Origin of the sequence: uncultured Jannaschia sp. (assembly GCF_947494055.1) — a bacterium.
In the GTDB taxonomy this organism is placed as follows: domain Bacteria; phylum Pseudomonadota; class Alphaproteobacteria; order Rhodobacterales; family Rhodobacteraceae; genus Jannaschia.
This window is the reverse complement of the sequence record NZ_CANLTR010000008.1, coordinates 62235-79617: the sequence shown is the minus strand read 5'-3', so window position 1 is coordinate 79617 and position 17383 is coordinate 62235. Positions and strand designations below refer to the sequence as shown.

23 protein-coding genes are annotated in these 17383 nt (G+C 69.1%); 13 read left to right on the top strand and 10 right to left on the bottom strand.

The features are described 5' to 3' along the window. Positions 1–30: 30 nt before the first annotated feature. Positions 31–243 (bottom strand): zinc-finger domain-containing protein, encoded by a 213-nt coding sequence (locus Q1A87_RS09960; RefSeq protein WP_299650530.1) that lies wholly within the window; start codon positions 241–243, stop codon positions 31–33. Positions 244–354: 111 nt separating this feature from the next. Here Q1A87_RS09960 and Q1A87_RS09955 point away from each other — a divergent pair, with 111 nt between their 5' ends. From Q1A87_RS09955 to Q1A87_RS09910, 10 genes are all read left to right on the top strand, one after another. Further along, positions 355–1284, top strand: a complete 930-nt coding sequence (locus tag Q1A87_RS09955; protein ID WP_299650527.1) for an ABC transporter ATP-binding protein — start codon at positions 355–357, stop codon at positions 1282–1284. Between the two features lie 62 nt (positions 1285–1346). Beyond that, positions 1347–2522 (top strand): FAD-binding oxidoreductase, encoded by a 1176-nt coding sequence (locus tag Q1A87_RS09950; RefSeq protein WP_299650524.1) that lies wholly within the window; start codon positions 1347–1349, stop codon positions 2520–2522. Between the two features lie 63 nt (positions 2523–2585). Beyond that, entirely contained in the window at positions 2586–2747 is a 162-nt protein-coding gene (locus Q1A87_RS09945; RefSeq protein ID WP_299650521.1) for a DUF1328 family protein, read from the top strand. Positions 2748–2785: 38 nt separating this feature from the next. Beyond that, positions 2786–3592 carry a tRNA (guanosine(37)-N1)-methyltransferase TrmD gene (trmD, locus tag Q1A87_RS09940; RefSeq protein ID WP_299650518.1) on the top strand — a complete coding sequence of 269 codons (807 nt, stop codon included), beginning with the start codon at positions 2786–2788 and terminating at the stop codon, positions 3590–3592. A gap of 121 nt (positions 3593–3713) precedes the next feature. Continuing rightward, entirely contained in the window at positions 3714–4103 is a 390-nt protein-coding gene (gene rplS, locus Q1A87_RS09935; protein WP_299650515.1) for a 50S ribosomal protein L19, read from the top strand. After that, positions 4100–4321, top strand: a complete 222-nt coding sequence (gene rpmE / locus Q1A87_RS09930; protein WP_299650513.1) for a 50S ribosomal protein L31 — start codon at positions 4100–4102, stop codon at positions 4319–4321. Before rplS ends, rpmE begins: the two co-directional genes overlap by 4 nt. Before the next feature lie 174 nt (positions 4322–4495). Further along, on the top strand, positions 4496–5305 hold the full coding sequence (locus tag Q1A87_RS09925) for a division plane positioning ATPase MipZ (protein WP_299650511.1): 810 nt from the start codon (positions 4496–4498) through the stop codon (positions 5303–5305). Between the two features lie 162 nt (positions 5306–5467). After that, positions 5468–6439 (top strand): ABC transporter substrate-binding protein, encoded by a 972-nt coding sequence (locus Q1A87_RS09920; protein WP_299650509.1) that lies wholly within the window; start codon positions 5468–5470, stop codon positions 6437–6439. A gap of 89 nt (positions 6440–6528) precedes the next feature. Continuing rightward, on the top strand, positions 6529–7578 hold the full coding sequence (locus tag Q1A87_RS09915) for an ABC transporter permease subunit (RefSeq protein WP_299650507.1): 1050 nt from the start codon (positions 6529–6531) through the stop codon (positions 7576–7578). Then, the gene (locus Q1A87_RS09910) at positions 7575–8636 is read left to right on the top strand and encodes an ATP-binding cassette domain-containing protein (protein WP_299650505.1); all 1062 of its coding nucleotides are present in this window, start codon (positions 7575–7577) and stop codon (positions 8634–8636) included. Before Q1A87_RS09915 ends, Q1A87_RS09910 begins: the two co-directional genes overlap by 4 nt. Positions 8637–8726: 90 nt before the next feature. Here the strand turns inward: Q1A87_RS09910 and Q1A87_RS09905 are convergent, their stop codons facing one another. Genes Q1A87_RS09905 through Q1A87_RS09865 form a run of 9 tightly spaced genes read right to left on the bottom strand, consistent with a single transcriptional unit; the run spans position 8727 to position 15453 of the window. After that, positions 8727–9503, bottom strand: a complete 777-nt coding sequence (locus tag Q1A87_RS09905; RefSeq protein WP_299650503.1) for an amino acid ABC transporter permease — start codon at positions 9501–9503, stop codon at positions 8727–8729. Continuing rightward, entirely contained in the window at positions 9500–9709 is a 210-nt protein-coding gene (locus Q1A87_RS09900; RefSeq protein WP_299650501.1) for a hypothetical protein, read from the bottom strand. The genes Q1A87_RS09905 and Q1A87_RS09900 overlap by 4 nt, the downstream gene beginning before the upstream one ends. Beyond that, positions 9706–10500 (bottom strand): transporter substrate-binding domain-containing protein, encoded by a 795-nt coding sequence (locus tag Q1A87_RS09895; protein ID WP_299650499.1) that lies wholly within the window; start codon positions 10498–10500, stop codon positions 9706–9708. The genes Q1A87_RS09900 and Q1A87_RS09895 overlap by 4 nt, the downstream gene beginning before the upstream one ends. A gap of 55 nt (positions 10501–10555) precedes the next feature. Continuing rightward, positions 10556–11092, bottom strand: coding sequence for an HD domain-containing protein (locus Q1A87_RS09890; RefSeq protein ID WP_299650497.1), 537 nt, complete (start codon positions 11090–11092; stop codon positions 10556–10558). Positions 11093–11107: 15 nt separating this feature from the next. Beyond that, positions 11108–12169 carry a HesA/MoeB/ThiF family protein gene (locus tag Q1A87_RS09885; protein ID WP_299650495.1) on the bottom strand — a complete coding sequence of 354 codons (1062 nt, stop codon included), beginning with the start codon at positions 12167–12169 and terminating at the stop codon, positions 11108–11110. Then, positions 12166–12621, bottom strand: a complete 456-nt coding sequence (gene dut / locus Q1A87_RS09880; protein WP_299650493.1) for a dUTP diphosphatase — start codon at positions 12619–12621, stop codon at positions 12166–12168. The genes Q1A87_RS09885 and dut overlap by 4 nt, the downstream gene beginning before the upstream one ends. After that, complete coding sequence (gene coaBC / locus Q1A87_RS09875) at positions 12618–13808, bottom strand: bifunctional phosphopantothenoylcysteine decarboxylase/phosphopantothenate--cysteine ligase CoaBC (protein ID WP_299650491.1); 1191 nt, start codon at positions 13806–13808, stop codon at positions 12618–12620. Before coaBC ends, dut begins: the two co-directional genes overlap by 4 nt. 50 nt (positions 13809–13858) lie before the next feature. Next, positions 13859–14578 carry a ChaN family lipoprotein gene (locus tag Q1A87_RS09870; protein ID WP_299650489.1) on the bottom strand — a complete coding sequence of 240 codons (720 nt, stop codon included), beginning with the start codon at positions 14576–14578 and terminating at the stop codon, positions 13859–13861. Beyond that, a complete protein-coding gene (locus tag Q1A87_RS09865) occupies positions 14575–15453 on the bottom strand; it encodes an RNA polymerase factor sigma-32 (RefSeq protein WP_299650487.1) in 879 nt (292 codons plus the stop codon). Before Q1A87_RS09865 ends, Q1A87_RS09870 begins: the two co-directional genes overlap by 4 nt. Positions 15454–15536: 83 nt before the next feature. Between Q1A87_RS09865 and cobU the strand changes: the two genes are divergently transcribed. The 3 genes from cobU to Q1A87_RS09850 are packed head-to-tail and all read left to right on the top strand — an operon-like array spanning position 15537 to position 17349. Beyond that, positions 15537–16070: a bifunctional adenosylcobinamide kinase/adenosylcobinamide-phosphate guanylyltransferase gene (gene cobU, locus Q1A87_RS09860; protein WP_299650485.1), complete on the top strand. Its 534-nt coding sequence runs from the start codon at positions 15537–15539 to the stop codon at positions 16068–16070. Continuing rightward, positions 16067–16624 carry a histidine phosphatase family protein gene (locus Q1A87_RS09855; protein ID WP_299650483.1) on the top strand — a complete coding sequence of 186 codons (558 nt, stop codon included), beginning with the start codon at positions 16067–16069 and terminating at the stop codon, positions 16622–16624. Before cobU ends, Q1A87_RS09855 begins: the two co-directional genes overlap by 4 nt. Before the next feature lie 41 nt (positions 16625–16665). Further along, the gene (locus Q1A87_RS09850) at positions 16666–17349 is read left to right on the top strand and encodes a glutathione S-transferase (RefSeq protein ID WP_299650480.1); all 684 of its coding nucleotides are present in this window, start codon (positions 16666–16668) and stop codon (positions 17347–17349) included. Positions 17350–17383: the final 34 nt, after the last annotated feature.

Genomic DNA, 17383 nt, shown 5'->3' with positions numbered 1-17383 from the left:
TCAACGCATGAGGCGCGAATTGTTTCCGGCTCAGTGCCCGCCGTCGCCTTCGAGCTCGAACCGCTTGTCGCAATAGCCGCAATCGACATGCCCGATCTTCGGGTCGATCGTTAGCCAGACCCGCGGGTGGCCCAGCCCGGCCTCGCCGCCGTCACAGGCGACGCGCAGCGAGGTGACCTTCTCCACCTCGGGGGGCGGCAGGTCGTGCTGACGGTGCGGATAGCGCGGGGTTCCGTGGGTCATGTCCGGGCCTCGGGGGGTCGCTGGGTTGTCGCTGGATCGAGCCCGCAATAGGTGGGCCGTGACCGGCTTATGCCTGAGCGGCCGGGGCACGCGCAACACCCGGAGCCCGACATGACGAACGCAATCGAGATCGAAGCTCTGCGCAAGGTCTATGCCGGCGACGGGAAGTCCCCCGCGAAGGAGGCGCTGAAGGGCCTCGACCTGACGATCCCGACCGGCAGCATCTTCGGTTTGCTGGGCCCGAACGGGGCGGGCAAATCGACGATCATCAACATCATGGCCGGCCTCGTCCGCAAGACCTCCGGCAAGGTCCGCATCTGGGGCTTCGACCAGGACGTGAACCCGCGCCAGTCCCGCGCCGCCATCGGCGTCATGCCGCAGGAGCTCAATCTCGACCCGTTCTTCACGCCGCAGGCGGCGCTCGAGGTGCAGGCCGGCCTGTACGGTGTGCCGGCCCGCGACCGGACGACGAAGGACATCCTCGAGCTCGTCGGCCTCGCCGACAAGGCCGATGCCTATGCGCGCACGCTGTCGGGCGGGATGCGGCGGCGTCTCCTTCTGGCCAAGGCGCTCGTCCACCATCCGCAGATCCTCGTCCTCGACGAGCCGACGGCGGGCGTGGACATCGAGCTCAGGCAGATGCTCTGGCGCAACGTCCGGATGCTCAACCGCGAGCGCGGCATGACGATCATCCTGACGACGCATTACCTCGAAGAGGCACAGGACATGTGCGACGAAATCGCCATTATTGCCGAGGGGGGTTTGGTGGCGCGCGACCGGACAAAGAACCTTCTCAACCGGCTCGACGGCAAGACGATGGTGATCGTCCCCGAAGAAGCGCCGGGCGATTTCGCCCTGCCCGAAGGGGTGGAGCTCGACCGTCGCCCCGACGGCGCGCTGGCGCTGACCTACAACCGCGAAACCGTGTCCGCCGAGCGCCTGCTCGCGGCGGTCCATGCGGCCGGCATCTCGATCCGCGACGTGCGCACCGAGGAGGCCGACCTCGAGGACGTCTTCGTCTCGCTGACGCATCGCGACTAGCGCGTCGCGAGGCTTGCGCATGCCCGTGCGAGAGGTAGCGTCACCGTAAAGGAGGCGGTGCCATGTCCGAACGCGTCGTGATCGTCGGCGGGGCCATCATGGGCTCCTCGCTCGCCTGGTGGCTGACGGAACTCGGCCACCCGCCGGACCGGATCACCGTGGTCGAGCGCGACCCGACCTACGCCGCCTGCGCCACCGCCTTCACCAACAGCTGCATCCGCCAGCAATTCGGCAATCCGCTCAACGTCGCGATCAGCCAGTTCGGCGTGCGGTTCCTTCGCGAGTTCCGGGAGCGGATGGGCGACGACCGCGTGCCGCCGATCCACCTGCATGCCTTCGGCTATCTCTACCTCGCCGCCGATGCGGCGAAGGCCGCGCAGTTGCGGCAGGCGCATGCGGTGCAGGTCGCCGCCGGGGCGGGCACACGGCTGATGACGCCGGAAGAGATGGCGGCGCGCTGGCCGTTCTACGACCTCGACGGCATCCTGCTCGGCTCGCACGGTACGCGGGACGAGGGCTATTTCGACGGCACCACCATGTTCGACTGGTGGCGCCGCATCGCGCGCCAACGGGGCGTGACCTATCTCGACGGCGCGGTCGCCGGCATCGACACGCGGGGCGGCCGCGTCGGTGGCGTGACGCTCGCCGACGGTCGCGCCCTGCCCGCCGGCATCGTCGTGAACGCCGCCGGCACGCGCGGGGCGGAGGTGGCGCGCATGGCCGGGCTCGACCTGCCGGTGGAGCCGCGCAAGCGTTACACCTGGGTGTTCGATGCGGAGCGGCCGCTGGGACAGGACCTGCCGCTCACCATCGACCCGAGCGGCGTCCACGTCCGCACCGATGGCGCACTCTACATGGCCGGTTGCACGCCCGCGCTCGACCCGGCGGTCGATCCCGACGATTTCGCCGGCGAATGGGACCTGTGGGAGGAGCATGTCTGGCCCATCATCGCCACGCGCGTGCCGGCCTTCGAGCGCATACGGGTCAAGCGATCCTGGGTCGGGCATTACGATCTGAACGTGCTCGACGCCAATGCCATCGTCGGGCCGCATTCCGAACTGGACGGCTTCGTGATCCTTAACGGCTTCTCCGGCCACGGGCTGCAGCAATCGCCCGCGATGGGCCGGGGCGTGGCTGAATGGATCACGACCGGCGGCTACCGGACGCTCGACCTGTCGCCCTTCGCGCCGGACCGGATCCTGCGGCAGGAGCCGTTCCCGGAGCTCGCGGTCATCTAGCTCGTCTCGGAACCTGCGGATCGGGCGGGACGTTGGCGGACCAAGCAAGCCACGGAGACAACCATGCTCGAACTTATCCTCATCCTGCTCGCCGTCGCCGCCATCGCGGCCTTTCTCGGGATGGGACGTGTCTCCGGCATGGCCCTCACCGGCGCGAAGATCCTCATCGTCATCGCGCTCGTGATCTTCCTGCTCGTCGTGCTCGGCATCATCGCCATCGCGTGACGCTTCCGCTCGGTGCCGGTCCGTTATAGGGCCGGCGCATGGACGACGCTTCACGATCCCACGGCCGCAAGTCGATCCGCGCCTCCACGCGCCCGCGCGATCTCATGGCGGACGAAGTGCCGGCCGGAGCCTGGCAGGCACGCGTCGTCACGCTCCTGCCCGACGCCTTTCCGGGCATCCTCGGGCAAAGCCTGACCGGCACCGCGCTGAGAAACGGGATCTGGTCGCTCGAGGTGACCGACCTGCGAGACTACGGCCTGACCCGGCACCGCAACGTCGACGACACGCCCGCCGGGGGCGGCCCCGGCCTGGTGCTGCGACCGGACGTGGCGGGCGCGGCGCTCGAGGCGGCGCGCGGCCCCGGCCCGATGCTCTACCCCAGCCCGCGCGGCCGGCGCTTCGATCAGGCGATGGCCCGCAACCTCGCGCGCGGGCCCGGCGCCACGTTCCTCTGCGGGCGGTTCGAAGGACTCGACGAACGGGTGATCGAACATTTCGGCCTGATCGAAGTCTCGCTCGGCGATTTCGTCCTGACCGGGGGGGAACTTGCCGCGCAGGCGATGCTCGACGCCACGATCCGTCTCCTGCCCGGCGTCCTGGGCAACGCGGCCTCGACCGAGGAGGAGAGCTTCTCGCACGGGCTTCTGGAGCACCCGCATTATACCAAACCCGCCGAATGGGCCGGGCGCGGCATTCCCGAGGTGCTGACTTCCGGCCATCACGGCCGCGTCGCGGAATGGCGTCGGGCGGAGTCGGAACGACTGACCCGTGAGCGACGCCCCGATCTGTGGGAGACCTACGCCGCCCGCCACGCCCCCCTTGATCGGGGGACGGACTCGCAGTAGAGGCGCGCTACGCATCGCCCCGGTCCGCCGGGGCGCACTGCGTTGCAACAAAGAACAGCCGCGCCACCGGGCGCAGGACATCATCCGCGGGCAAACCGCGTCGTAGCCATAGGAGGGTCCAATGGACCTCATCGCACAGCTCGAGGCGGAGCAAGTCACCGCGCTCGATCACAAGATTCCGGACTTCAAGGCCGGCGACACCATTCGCGTCGGCTTCAAGGTGACCGAAGGGACGCGCACGCGGGTGCAGAACTACGAAGGCGTCTGCATCAGCCGCAAGAACGGCCACGGCATCGCCGGCTCCTTCACCGTCCGCAAGATTTCCTTCGGCGAGGGCGTGGAACGCGTCTTCCCGTTGCACTCGACCAATATCGACGAGATCACCGTGGTCCGCCGCGGTCGCGTCCGCCGCTCGAAGCTCTACTACCTGCGCACCCGCCGCGGCAAATCGGCCCGGATCGTGGAGCAGACGAACTACCGTGCCCCGAAGACCGAAGGAGAGGCGTCGTGAAGAAGGACCTGCATCCCGAATACCACACGATCGACGTGAAGCTCGTCGACGGCACGGTCGTCCAGATGCGCTCGACCTGGGGCAAGGAGGGCGACCAGCTCACCCTCGACATCGACCCCAGCGTGCATCCGGCTTGGACCGGCGGCACCTCGCGCCTGATGGATACCGGCGGCCGCGTGTCGAAGTTCAAGAACAAGTACGCGGGCCTCGGCTTCTAAGCACCTGCCCCGCGCAGCGAAGCGAAGCCGCCCCTCGGGGCGGCGTCTTACGTTCCGGGCGCGACGTTTTTGCTATCGGCCGGGCTTTTCCGTGGCGCCGGGGCTGGCGGATTCTGGGCATCGCGGGGCCGGGCGTCTAAGACGGGCGCGCGGGCGACGACCGGGGATCGCGGCATGGCGCACATCATCGTGTTCGGCAACGAGAAGGGCGGCTCCGGCAAGTCCACCTCCTGCATGCACACGGCCACCGCGCTCGCCCGGTCCGGCCAGCGGGTCGGCGCGCTCGACCTCGACCTGCGGCAGCGGACTTTCACGCGCTACCTTGAGAACCGGACGGATTACGCGGCGAAACACGACGTCTCCCTGCCCACGCCGCGCGTCATGGGCCTGCCCAAGGTGGACCGGGCCGAGCTCGACGAGGGCGAAAACCCGTTCGACAAGTCGCTCGCCCTCGCCGTGGCGGAGCTCGAGGCCGATTGCGACTTCATCGTCATCGACTGCCCCGGCAGCCACACGCGACTGAGCCAGGTCGCCCACAGCCTTGCCGACACGCTGGTGACGCCGCTGAACGACAGCTTCGTCGATTTCGACCTTCTCGCGCGGATCGACCCGGAAACGCAGCAGATTCTCGGCCCCTCCGTCTATTCTGAGATGGTCTGGCACGCCCGGCAGCTTCGCGCGAAGGCCGGGCTCCGGGCCATCGACTGGATCGTCCTGCGCAACCGGCTCGGCGCGCAGGAGATGCACAACAAGCGCAAAATGGGGCGGGCGCTCGATGAGCTGTCCCGCCGCATCGGCTTCCGCGTCGCGCCGGGCTTCTCGGAACGGGTGATCTTCCGGGAGCTGTTCCCGCGAGGCATGACGTTGCTGGACCTCCGCGACATCGGCATCTCCAACCTCAACCTGTCGAACATCGCCGCAAGACAGGAGGTCCGCGACCTGATCCGGGCGCTGAACCTGCCGAGCGTGGAGGTCGCGTTCTGACCGGACCTTGGCGCAAAGCTGGTTGACCTCTCGCCGGACGCTTGCGACGTTCCGCGCGAACCCCCGGACAAACATGGGTTTGCAACAGGCCGCCGGAACACGGTGGCGCCTCCGGTCGCCCAGAACGCGCGGAGGTCATCCTCGACAGGGAGTACGCGACAAATGAAGACATTGCTCACGACCGCCGCGCTCGCGGCCGGCACGGCCTTCGGCGGCGCCGCCTTCGCGCAGCAGGATTGCGGCGAGGTCACCATCACCGAGATGAACTGGGCCTCCGCCGCGGTCGTCACCAGCGTCGCCGACTTCCTGATGGCGCAGGGCTATGGCTGCGACGTGCGCGTCGTCCCCTCCTCCAACGTTCCGGCGCTGGTCTCCGTGGCCGAGACCGGCGAGCCCGACATCGTGACCGAGCTCTGGACCAACGGCACGCCGGTCTACGACGAGATGAACGAGGAGGGCACGATCGCGACGCTGACCGACGTGCTCTCGGACGGGGGTGTCGACGGCTGGTGGATCCCGAAATACCTGGCGGATGCGCATCCCGAGCTGACCACGATCGAAGGGTTGATGGCCAACCCGGAACTGGCCGGCGGACGCTTCCATCAATGCCCCGAAGGCTGGGGCTGCAAGAACATCAACAACGGCATCTTCCGCGCCACCGGCTTCGAGGATGCGGGCTTCGAGATCTTCCAGCACGGCTCCGGCGAGACGATGGCGACCTCGATCGCCTCGGCCTACGAGAACGAGGAGCCCTGGCTCGGCTATTACTGGGCGCCGACCTCGATCCTCGGCCAGTACGAGATGGTGCAGGTCGATCTGGGCCCCTACAATGCCGAGGCCCATGCCTGCAACGCCGACCCCGATTGCGACGAGGTCGGAATGTCTTCCTTCCCGCCCGCGCCGGTCAAGACGGTCGTGACCCCCGACTTCGTGGAGAGCCACCCCGAGGTGACGGAGATGCTGTCGAACCTCGCCTTCACCAACGAGCAGATGAACGGCCTGCTCGCCTGGCAGGAGGAGAACAACGCTTCCGCCGACGAGACCGCCGTGTACTTCCTGAGCAACAACTCGGACGTCTGGTCGCAATGGGTGGATGATGCTGCGCGCGAGAAGCTCGCGGCGCTGATTCAGTAACGTAGCGGGCGGGTCCTTCGGGACCCGCCTTCGCATCCGGTGCAGGGCGGCGGCTCGGGGCCGGAGAACCATCGAGACTGGGGACGTGAATGGCGACCTATGACGGGCTCTTCGAGACGCTGGGTCTCGAGACGTGGTGCGGCGGCGGCGCGACCGACGGCCCGATGACGATGGCGGAGCTGCTCGCCCGCGCGAATGGCAGCCAGGCAGCGGAGGGAGCCGATCCGTCCGTTCCGCTCATGCAGACGCCCTTCCCCTCGCTCGACGCGCTCAACCGCTCCTGCGCGGCGATCCCCCGCTCCCGCGACATGACGGAGGCGGTCGAGAACGGTTTCCTCTCCGTCAAGGACCCGCTCAAGACCGTCCTCGACCCGCTCACGCAGCCGCTGAGCTGGATGCTCGACCTGTCGCTCGAGCTCTTCCAGGACATTCCGTGGTTCATCATGATCCCGCTCCTCGTGGCCGCCACGTGGTTCGCCTCGCGCCGGATCGGCGTGACGCTCTTCGTGCTCGTCTCGTTCCTGTTCATGGCATTCATCGACTATTACGACGACGCCATCCGCACGCTGTCGATCATCTTCGTCTGCACCATCGTCTCGATCGTGCTGGGCATTCCCATCGGCATCGCGATGTCGCGCTCGAACGCGCTCCAACGGACGGTGATCCCGATCCTCGACATCCTCCAGACGTTGCCGACCTTCGTCTACCTGATCCCGCTCATCTACCTGTTCTCGGTCACGGAATCGAAGATCTACGGGATCGCGATCATACTCTACGCCGTCGTACCGGTGATCCGCCTGACCGATCTCGGCATCCGTCTCGTCGACCGCGATGTGATCGAGGCGGCGGACGCGTTCGGCATGTCGCAGCGTCAGAAGCTCTGGGGCGTACAGATCCCGCTGGCGCTGCCCAACATCATGGCCGGCGTGAACCAGACGATCATGATGTCGCTCGCCATGGTGGTGATCGCCTCGCTTATCTCCGCGCCCGGGCTCGGGGTGAAGGTGCTGGCCGGCATCCGCAACCTCGAGCTCGGCGTCGGCTTCGTCGCGGGCTTCTGCATCGTGCTGCTGGCGGTCCTGCTCGACCGTTCCACCAAGGCTGCGCTCAGCCGCATCGACGCGAGCGTGCGGTCGTGAGCGGCGAGGGGGACGTGAAGGTCGCGATCCGGCGGCTCTACAAGATCTTCGGGCCGAACCCGAAGACGATGATGCGGCATGTCGAGGGGGGCATGTGCAAGACCGACCTGCTGGAGCAGTACAACCACGTGCTGGGCTTGCAGGACATCAATGTCGACATCCGCGCGGGCGAGATCACGGTGATCATGGGCCTGTCCGGGTCGGGCAAATCGACCCTGATCCGGCACCTGAACCGCCTGATCGACCCGACCGCGGGCGAGGTGCTCGTCGACGGGGAGAATGTGCTCGACTACGGCGATGCGCGCCTCGCCAAGCTCCGTCAGAACACGATGTCGATGGTGTTCCAGAAATTCGCCCTGTTCCCGCACCAGACGGTGCTGGCCAATGCCGGCATGTCGCGCCGGGTTCGTGGCGAGCGCGCCGAGATCGCCGATACCGAGGGGCGGCGCTGGCTGAGCCGCGTCGGGCTCGACGGCTACGAGGACCACTATCCCGGCCAGCTCTCGGGCGGCATGCAGCAACGTGTCGGCATCGCCCGCGCGCTGTCCTCGGATTCCGAGATCATGCTGATGGACGAGGCGTTCAGCGCGCTCGACCCGCTTATCCGTACCGACATGCAGGACCTGCTGCTCGAGCTTCAGCGCGAGCTGCACAAGACCATCGTCTTCATCACCCACGACCTCGACGAGGCGCTGAAGATCGCCGACCATCTGGTGATCCTGAAGGACGGCACGATCGTGCAGCAGGGGGAGCCGCAGGAGATCCTGCTGCAGCCGAACGATCCCTACATCGTGGACTTCATCTCCGACATCAACCGCGCCCGCGTTCTGCGCGTCCGCTCGGTGATGGAGGTGACGGATCGCGCAGGCGAGGGCGTGGCCGGCGAGGTGGAGGCCGACACGAACCTCGAGCGGGTGATCGCATTGTCGGGCGGGGATACGAATCTCAACTACCGGGTGATGGAGGACGGTCGGCAGGTCGGTTTGCTGCACATGCGCGATCTAGTTCGCGCGCTGGTGCCGGTGGAGGCCGCCTCGGAGGATCGCCGCGTCGCCTGAGCCCTTGCGCGACGCATGATGGGGTCGAGACGGGGGCTTCACGCCCACCCGGAGCCGAGCGCCGCCTCCCCGCCTTCGGCGAAGCCGGCCTCAGCGCCGCATCGCCCGCTCCAGCCGTCGGAGCCCGAGCGAAAGCAGCAGCGTCATCGTGAGGTAGAGAAGCGCGACCACGTTGTAGGTCTCGAGATACCGGAAGTTCGACGCCGCCGTGAGCTTGCCCAGCTGCGCGATGTCGAGCACGCCCACCACCGAGACGAGCGAGCTGTCCTTCACCATCGCCACGAAGTCGTTGCCGAGCGGCGGCAGGATCGTGCGGATCGCCTGCGGCAGCACGACGAACCGGAACCGATGGCCGCGCCCGAGCCCCAGCGCCTCCGCCGCCTCGATCTGACCCTTGTCCACCGATTGCAGCCCGGCGCGGAACACCTCTGCGATGAAGGCAGAATAGGCGATCACCAGCGCGAGGATCGCCCGCCAGAGCAGCGTGAAGTCCCGCGTCCGGATCTCCGGAAGCCCCGCCCAGTTCCAGAGCGCGACCAACCCCGGCGCGAAAACGAAGGCCACGTAGAGCAGCAGGACGAGGATCGGGATGCCGCGCACGATCTCGATGTAGAATCGCGCCACCTGCCGCAAGACGACCGAACGCGACAGCGACATGAGCGCGAGGCCCAGCCCACTGGCGCAGGCGGCCGCGAAGGCGACCAGCGTCACGAAGACCGTGATCCGCACCCCCTTGCCCAGCGTGGCCAGCACCTGCCGCGCGCCGTCGTCGAGCAGGATCGCGGCATAGGCACCGCCGAGCAGGAGCGCGATGGCGAGCAGCCACCACGGAAACTCGCGCGACGGCCTCTGCACGGGCGGCGTCAAGCGCCTCCGCCCGCTTCCCGCAGGCACTGCACCTCCCAGTAGAGCGCGCCCGCACGGGGGGCGTCATCGGCCATCGCCCGGACGCAGCGGCCGTGCGGCGAGAGCCAGGCGGCGAGGAACACCGAGGCCAGCATGGCGGCGCCGACGATCGCGGCACCGAGCAGGATCGCGTAATCGGTGCGCAGCGCCCCGACGGCCACGCTCACTCGCCCATGCTGTAGTCGAGGAACCACTTCCGGTTCAGCGCGTCGAGCGTCCCATCCGCCCGCATCGACGCGATCGCCGCGTTCATCGCCGGGACGAGCTCGCTTCCCTTCGGAAAGATGAAGCCGAAATCCTCGGTCCCGAGCGGCGCGCCGACGAGCTTCAGGCCCCCGCCCGAGGCCGCGACGTAACCCTCCCCCGCCGTCCCGTCGGTCAGCACGAGATCGACGTCGCCCGTGCCCAGCGCCTGCACGCTCGCGCCGAAAGTCTCGAAGAGCCTGATGCGCGGGTTGGCCTCGTCCCCGTCGAGAACGTCGTAGACGCCCACGTAGAAGGGCGTCGTCCCCGCCTGCGCACCCATCAGAAGGTCGGAATCGGCGGCGAAGCTTTCCGCGTCGTCGAAGCGATCCTCGTCGCCGCGCACCATCATCACCATCTGCGAGCGCATGTAGGGCGCGGAGAAGTCCACCGCCTCCCGCCGGTCGTCCCGGATGGTGATGCCGGTCATGCCCATGTCCATCTGCCCCTCGGAGACGGCGGGGATCATCGCGTCCCAGCTGATCTTCTCGTAATCGGGCTCGAAGTCGAGGCGCGCCGCGATCTCGGCCATGGCGTCGTATTCCCAGCCGATCGCCTCGCCCGAGGCCGGGTCGCGGAACTGGAGCGGCGGATAGGCGTCCTCGGTGGCGATCGTGACGATCCGGCCGCCGAGGTCGGGCAGGTCCTGCGCGGCGACGGGTCCGGCCAGCGCGAGCAGGGCGCCGAGCGCGAAGGCGGGGGCGAAAGGCTTCATGGCGTCTCTCCTCTGATCCGACGCGATGATGCACCGCCCGCCGCGGGACGCAAGCTCACTGGCGTGCCGCCGCCGCCCGCGCCTCCGCCACCGCCGCATCGAACCGCGCCTCGAGCGCCGGATCGAGTCCCCGCACCGGGTCGATGACGCGCAAGGCCCAGTCGATGTAGCCCTGCATCCGTTCGGCGCTCCAGTCCGGCGGCGTGCGCGCGATCGCGGTCAGGTTGCTGGCCTTGTCCGCCATCTTGAGCCGCTTCGCCCGGTCGGAGGCGTGGCGGATGTGTTCCTCCTGCTGCCGGCGCTGCTCGGCCTTCGGCAGCGAAGTGTCGTCCGTCACCTCCATGACGAGCGCGGCGACCTCCGGCCCGAACCGCACCGCCAGATCGGCCTCGGTCACGTCGCAATCCTCGACCGTGTCGTGAAGGAGCGCCGCGAGGATCAGCACCTCGTCCCCGGCATGCACCTCCGCCAATCGGGCGGCGACGTCGAGCACGTGATCGACGTAGGGAATGTCCGCGCCGCCCTTACGCCGCTGTCCGTGATGCGCCCGCGCCGCGAAGCGCGCCGCCTCGAGGAGGGTTGCCGTGCTCATCGCGCCTCCGCTCGCTCAGATACCGCCGCAGACCGGGCAATCGGGCCGGCGCGACACCGCGATCCGCCGCGCATCGGCGTCGAGCCCGTCCCAGAGCAGCATCGTGCCGCGCAACGTCGTGCCGGCGCCGGTGATCTCCTTGATCGCCTCCAGCGCCATGATCGAGCCGACGATTCCGGGCAGCGCGCCGACCACGCCGGCCTCCGCGCAGGACGGCGCCAGACCGGGCGCGGGATCGTCGGGGAACAGGCAGGCGAGGCACGGCGCGCCGGCGGCGGGGTCGTAGATCGTCACCTGCCCCTCCCACTGCGTGATCGCCCCCGCAACGAGCGGCGTGCCGGTCTCGACCGCGGCATCGTTGACGAGGCGGCGCGTGGCGAAGCTGTCGGAGCCGTCGATGACGAGATCGTACTCGCCGAGCAGGTCTGCGGCGATCTCGGCGGTCAGGCGGCGGTTGTAGGATCGGATCTCGACATGGGGGTTCAGCCCCCGCAGACGCCGCTCCGCCGAGAAGACCTTGGGCAGACCGCCCGACGCGTCATCGTGCACGATCTGCCGTTGAAGGTTCGACAGCGACACCGTGTCGTCGTCGATCACCCCGATCCGCCCCACCCCGGCCGCTGCGAGGTAGAGCAGCACCGGCGAACCCAGACCGCCCGCCCCGACCACGAGAACCCGCGCGTCCTTCAGCTTCCGCTGTCCCGGCCCGCCGATCTCGCGCAGGACGATGTGCCGGGCGTAGCGGTCGAGCTCGACGGCCGAGAACGCGTCGCCCGGCCCCGTGGCCCCGTCCGCCACCGCGTCCCGCTCGGCCTCCACCGCGCGGGCCCGGGCCCGGACGCGGATCAGCCCGGCGCGGTAGGCGAGCACCAGCGCGACGAGGCCGCCCAGCACCAGCCACTCCCCCGGCCCGCCCCCCAGGGAGTCGCGGAGCGGATGGGCATTGGGCAGCGCGAACTGCACGAAGAGGACGGCGACATAGAGCAGCGCGAGCATGATCGCCCGCGCCTGCAGCGGCGTGCCGAGCCAGCTCCCGATCGCCCAGATCGCGGCCGCGAGGATCAGGACGAGGATCATTCGTCCCCAGTCCCGGTGGAGCCGAACCCGCCCGCGCCCCGCGCCGTGTCGGGCAACGTCTCCGCCACATCCCACGTCGCCTGCACGACCGGGGCGACGACGGCCTGCGCGATCCGCATGCCGTGCGTCACTTCGAAGGGCGCGTCGCCGAGATTGATCAGGATCACGCCGAGGGGCCCGCGATAGTCGCTGTCCACGGTGCCCGGCGCGTTCGCGACCGTGACCCCGTGCTTCAGCGCGAGACCGGAGCGCGGACGGACCTGCATCTCGTAGCCCTCCGGCACAGCGACGCGGAGGCCCGTCTGGATCAGCGCCCGCGCCCCGGGCGCCAGCGCCACCGACGCGCCGCCGGTATCGGCGCGCAGGTCGGCGCCCGCCGCGCCGGTCGTTGCGTAATTCGGCAGAGGAAGATCCGGGTCCGCCCCCTCCGCGCGCATCACCTCGAGCCTCATGCGAGGCGCTCCGCGATCCGGGCCGCCAGCCGCCGCGCCGTCTCGACCTTGCTGAGCCGCGGCCATTCCTCGGCCCCCGTTTCGGTGACCAGCGTCACCGCGTTCTCCGTCCCGCCCATGATGCCGGTCGCCGGCGAGACGTCGTTCGCGACGATCCAGTCGCAGCCCTTGCGCGCGCGCTTGGCCGTCGCATGCGCCACGACGTCGTGCGTCTCGGCTGCGAAGCCCACGACCAAAGCGGGACGGTTCGTGGCCCGCGACACGGTCGCGAGGATGTCCTGATTCTCCGCGAAGATCAGGTCCGGCGCGCCGCCCTCACCCTTCTTCATCTTCCGGTCCGCCGCATTCTCCACGCGCCAGTCGGCCACCGCCGCCGCCATCACCGCCACGTCCGCCGGCAGCGCCGCCTCGACCGCCGCCATCATCTCGGCCGCGCTTTCTACCCGGATCACCTCGACGCCCGCGGGCGGGGCCACCTGCGCTGGACCGGACACGAACGTCACCCGGGCTCCCAGGTCGCGCAGGGCGGTGGCGATCGCCGTGCCCTGCGCCCCGGACGAGCGGTTGGCGATGTAGCGCACCGGGTCGATCGCCTCGTGCGTCGGGCCGGATGTGACGATGACGTGCCGTCCGCGCAACGGCCCGTTCGCGAAGAACGCCTCCACCGCGGCAACGATCTCCGGCACCTCGGCCAGCCGCCCGGCCCCGTATTCGCCGCAGGCCATCGCCCCCTCTTCGGGGCCGATCAGCCGGATGCCCTCGCCCTCAAGCGTCGCGAGGTTGCGCTGCGTCGCCGGATGCTCCCACATGCGGACGTTCATCGCTGGTGCGATCATCACCGGCGTGTCCGTCGCCAGAAGCAAGGTCGAGGCGAGGTCGTCGGCCATCCCCGAAGCCATCTTCGCCATCAGGTTGGCCGTCGCCGGCGCCACGAGGATCAGGTCGGCGGAGCGACTGAGTTCGATATGGCCCATCTCCGCCTCGTCAGTCAGGTCGAAGAGGTTGCGGTAGACCTTCGCCGCGGCCAGCGCCGAGACCGAGAGCGGGGTCACGAACTGCTCGGCCCCGGAGGTCAGGACCGGCGTCACCTTCGCCCCGCGCTCCCGCAGGCGGCGGATCACCTCGAGCGCCCGGAACGCCGCGATGCCGCCGCCGATGATGAGAAGGATCGTCTTGTCGGACAGCATGGAAGCCCCGCGCTTCGGATCGTCGGGGCCTGTCTAGGCCGTCCGCCCGCTCAGCGAAAGGCGTCGCAGGGATCGCCCCGGTCCTGCGGTGGGGCCTGCAGGACAAGATCGCCCGGCACGGTCGGATCGCCCTCGCCCTGCACGACGGCCACGACCTCGAGCTCCGGCCGAACCCGCGCGATCGCCGCCGGCACGCCCCAGTCGGTCCGCGCATGTCCGTTGCCGGCGATGAGGACGACCGGCGCGCCGTGGGCGTCGAGCGCGGCGAGCGTACGCGCTGCGAACTGCGCGTCGATGTCACGCTGGCGGGCGACGAAGTCGGGCAGCATGTCCTCGGGCAGCGCGCCGCAATGCGCCTCGGCCTGAAGCCGCTCCCGCGCGGCCTGTTCTTCGACGGACAGTGCCACGTCGAGGCCGTAGGCCGACAGATCCCCTGCTGCCCCCGCGGCGCCGAGGATCACCGCATCGCTCGCCGCCATGATCGGCGCGTAGAGCGCGATGTCCGGCCAGCCGCTCTCCGCCCAGTCGAGGAGCGGGCCGAGCGTCGCGGCATCCCGTGGCGTGTCGGGCCCGATCCGCGCGGCCTGCTCGTCGCTGAGCATCTCGAAGACGACCGCCTCGGGATCGAGGCGCGCGACGAGATCGGCCTGCACCGCATGATGCACCGGATTGTCGTGGATCTCGCCGATCACGTAGATGTCGGCCGGAGGCAGATCCTGCGCTCCGGCCGTACCGGCGATCGCCAGAAGGACGAAGGCAAGTGCCCTCACCCGAGGAAGTCCATTACCTCGCGGCTTTCCCTCTCGAGCGACTTGCGCATCTTCGCGAAGGCCGCGGCCTCGAGTTGGCGCACACGCTCCTTGGACAACGAAAGCTCGTTGCCGAGCGATTCCAGGGTCCGCGGATCCTCGCGCAGCTTGCGCTCACGGATGATGAACCGCTCGCGCTCGTTGAGCGAGCCCAGCGCGTTCAGCAGCCATTGCCGGAGCATCGCGTTGTCGTGCCGCAACGCCACCGTCTCGTCGGCCTGCGCGCTCTCGTCCTCGAGCGCGTCGATCCACTCGCGGCCGTCCTCGTCGGAACTCTGCGTCGCGTTCAGGCTGAAATCGGAGCCGGAAAGCCGCCCTTCCATCATCTCGACATCGTGGATGGGCACGCCGACCTCGGTCGCGATCCGGGCCCGCATCGTGTGCCGGTCAAGCGTGACGCCTTCGGCCTGTGCCTCGCGCTCGAGCCGCGCCTGAACCCGGCGCAGGTTGAAGAACAGCGACTTCTGGCTGGAGGTCGAGCCGGTGCGGACCATCGACCAGTTCCGCATGACATGATCCTGGATCGACGCCTTGATCCACCAGACCGCGTAGGTCGAGAAGCGGACGCCGCGGTCGGGATCGAACTTCTCCGCCGCCTTCATCAAACCCAGTCCGGCCTCCTGGATGAGGTCGTTCATCGGCGCGCCGTAACGCCGGAACTTCGCCGCCATCGAGATCGCCAGCCGCATGTAGGCCGTGATCAAGCGGTGCAACGCCGCCTCGTCGCGATGGTCGCGCCAGGCATAGGCGAGCCGCAGTTCCGTCTCCGCGTCAAGCAATTCGGCCTTCATGGCACGCCTTGACAGGGACGTGTCGCTGTTGAAATCGAATGGCATATTCGAAGCCCTTCCCATCGGATCGTAGCGGCGGCCGTTCGGCGCGGCTCTTGAAAGCGAACTTGTCTGGACTACGCCTTTAAATGAGCAAAAGTTCCTCCACTGTGTCAGATTGGCGCGGCCTGTTGGTGCTCGGCCATGCGGCGTCGGGAAAATCAGCCTGGGCGGAGGCCGAAACGCTGCGACAGGCAGGGGATCCCGTCTACGTGGCCACGGCGCGCGTGCTCGATGCGGAAATGCGCGCGAAGGTCGATCAGCATGCCGCGCGACGAGGGCTCGACTGGACGCTGATCGAGGCGCCGACAGAGCTTGCCGCGACCTGCGCCCGGGCCGCAGCAGGGCAGGTCCTGCTCGTCGATTGCGCCACGATGTGGCTCACCAACCTAATGATGGATGCGGCCGACTGGAAGGCGCCGGCCGAAGCCTGGATCGCCGCGATGGCCGCCTCCCCCGCCCGGTTCGTCGTGGTGAGCAACGATGTCGGCGGCGGCGTGACGCCCGACAACCCGCTGGCGCGCAGGTTCCAGCGGGCGCAGGGCGCGTTGAACCAGCGGCTGGCGGCCGCGATGGACGCCGTCGTGCTCGTCACCGCCGGCCTGCCGCAGCGGCTCAAGTGACGCGGCTCTGGCTGGTCCGTCACGGGCCGACCCATGCGAAGCGCATGGTGGGCCATGTCGATCTGCCCGCCGACCTGTCGGACACGGTCGCGCTGGCCCGCCTCGCCGCCGCCCTGCCGAGGGCGCCTGTCGTCAGCAGCGACCTGATCCGCGCCGCCGCCACCGCCGACGCGATCCAGGACGACCGTCCCCGCCTGCCCCACGAGCGCGATCTGCGCGAGTTCGATTACGGCGACTGGGACCACCGTCCCTTCGAGGAGATCGAGGGTCCGGAGCTGCGCGCCTATTTCGAAGATCCGGGCCATCGCCGCGCGCCGAACGGGGAATCGTGGAACGACGTCTCCGCCCGGGTGACCGCCGCGCTCGACCGGCTCGCCAGCGGTCCGGACCTGATCGTGGTGGCGCATATGGGCGTGATCCTGACGCAATGGGCGCGCGCGACCGGAAAGCGCCCCTACGACGCGCTGGCGCAGCGGATCGACAACCTGAGTCTCACGCGGATCGACCTCACACCCGGCGGCCCACGCGCGGTCTTCGCCAACCGCATCGCTTGATCGCGCTTCCCACGGGCGGGCGGCGGACGTAGTCGAAGGCCATGACCTACGACATCCTGATCGGCGACCGGTCCTACTCGTCCTGGAGCCTGCGCGGCTGGCTCCTCTTCGCGGCCTTCGACATCCCGGTGAGCGTGCATCTGAACGAGATGTACGTCCCTGCCTTTGCCGAAACGCTCAAAGACTGGGGTCCGGCCCGAACCGTGCCCGTCGCACGGGCGGCGGACGGCGCGCTCTGGACCGACAGCCTCGCCATCGCCGAGGGACTGGCCGAGCGCCATCCGGCGGCAGGCCACTGGCCGTCCGAGCCCCGCGCCCGCGCGCTGGCCCGCTCGCTCGCCGCCGAGATGCATGCAGGCTTCGGCACGCTGCGCGGGGCCTGCCCGATGAACCTGCGCGTGCAGTGGCGCGGCTTCGAACCGTCGCAGAAGGTTCGCGCCGACCTGGCCCGCGTCGAGACGCTCTGGGTCCATGCACGCGGTCTCGCGATCGCCGACGGCCCATGGCTGTTCGGCACCTATTCCGCCGCCGACGCCTTCTTCGCGCCCGTCGCCATGCGCATCGCCGGCTACGCCTTGCCTATGGGCGATGCCGCGCGGGCCTATGTTGACGCGCACCTGTCGCATGCACCCTTGCGCGCATGGCGGGCGGAGGGCGAGGCGGCGGACCGGACGCTCGAGAATTACGACATGGGCCTGCCCACCGCGCCCTTTCCCATGGCCTGAGCCGTTAACCGGACCGCAACGCCGCATCCGCTAG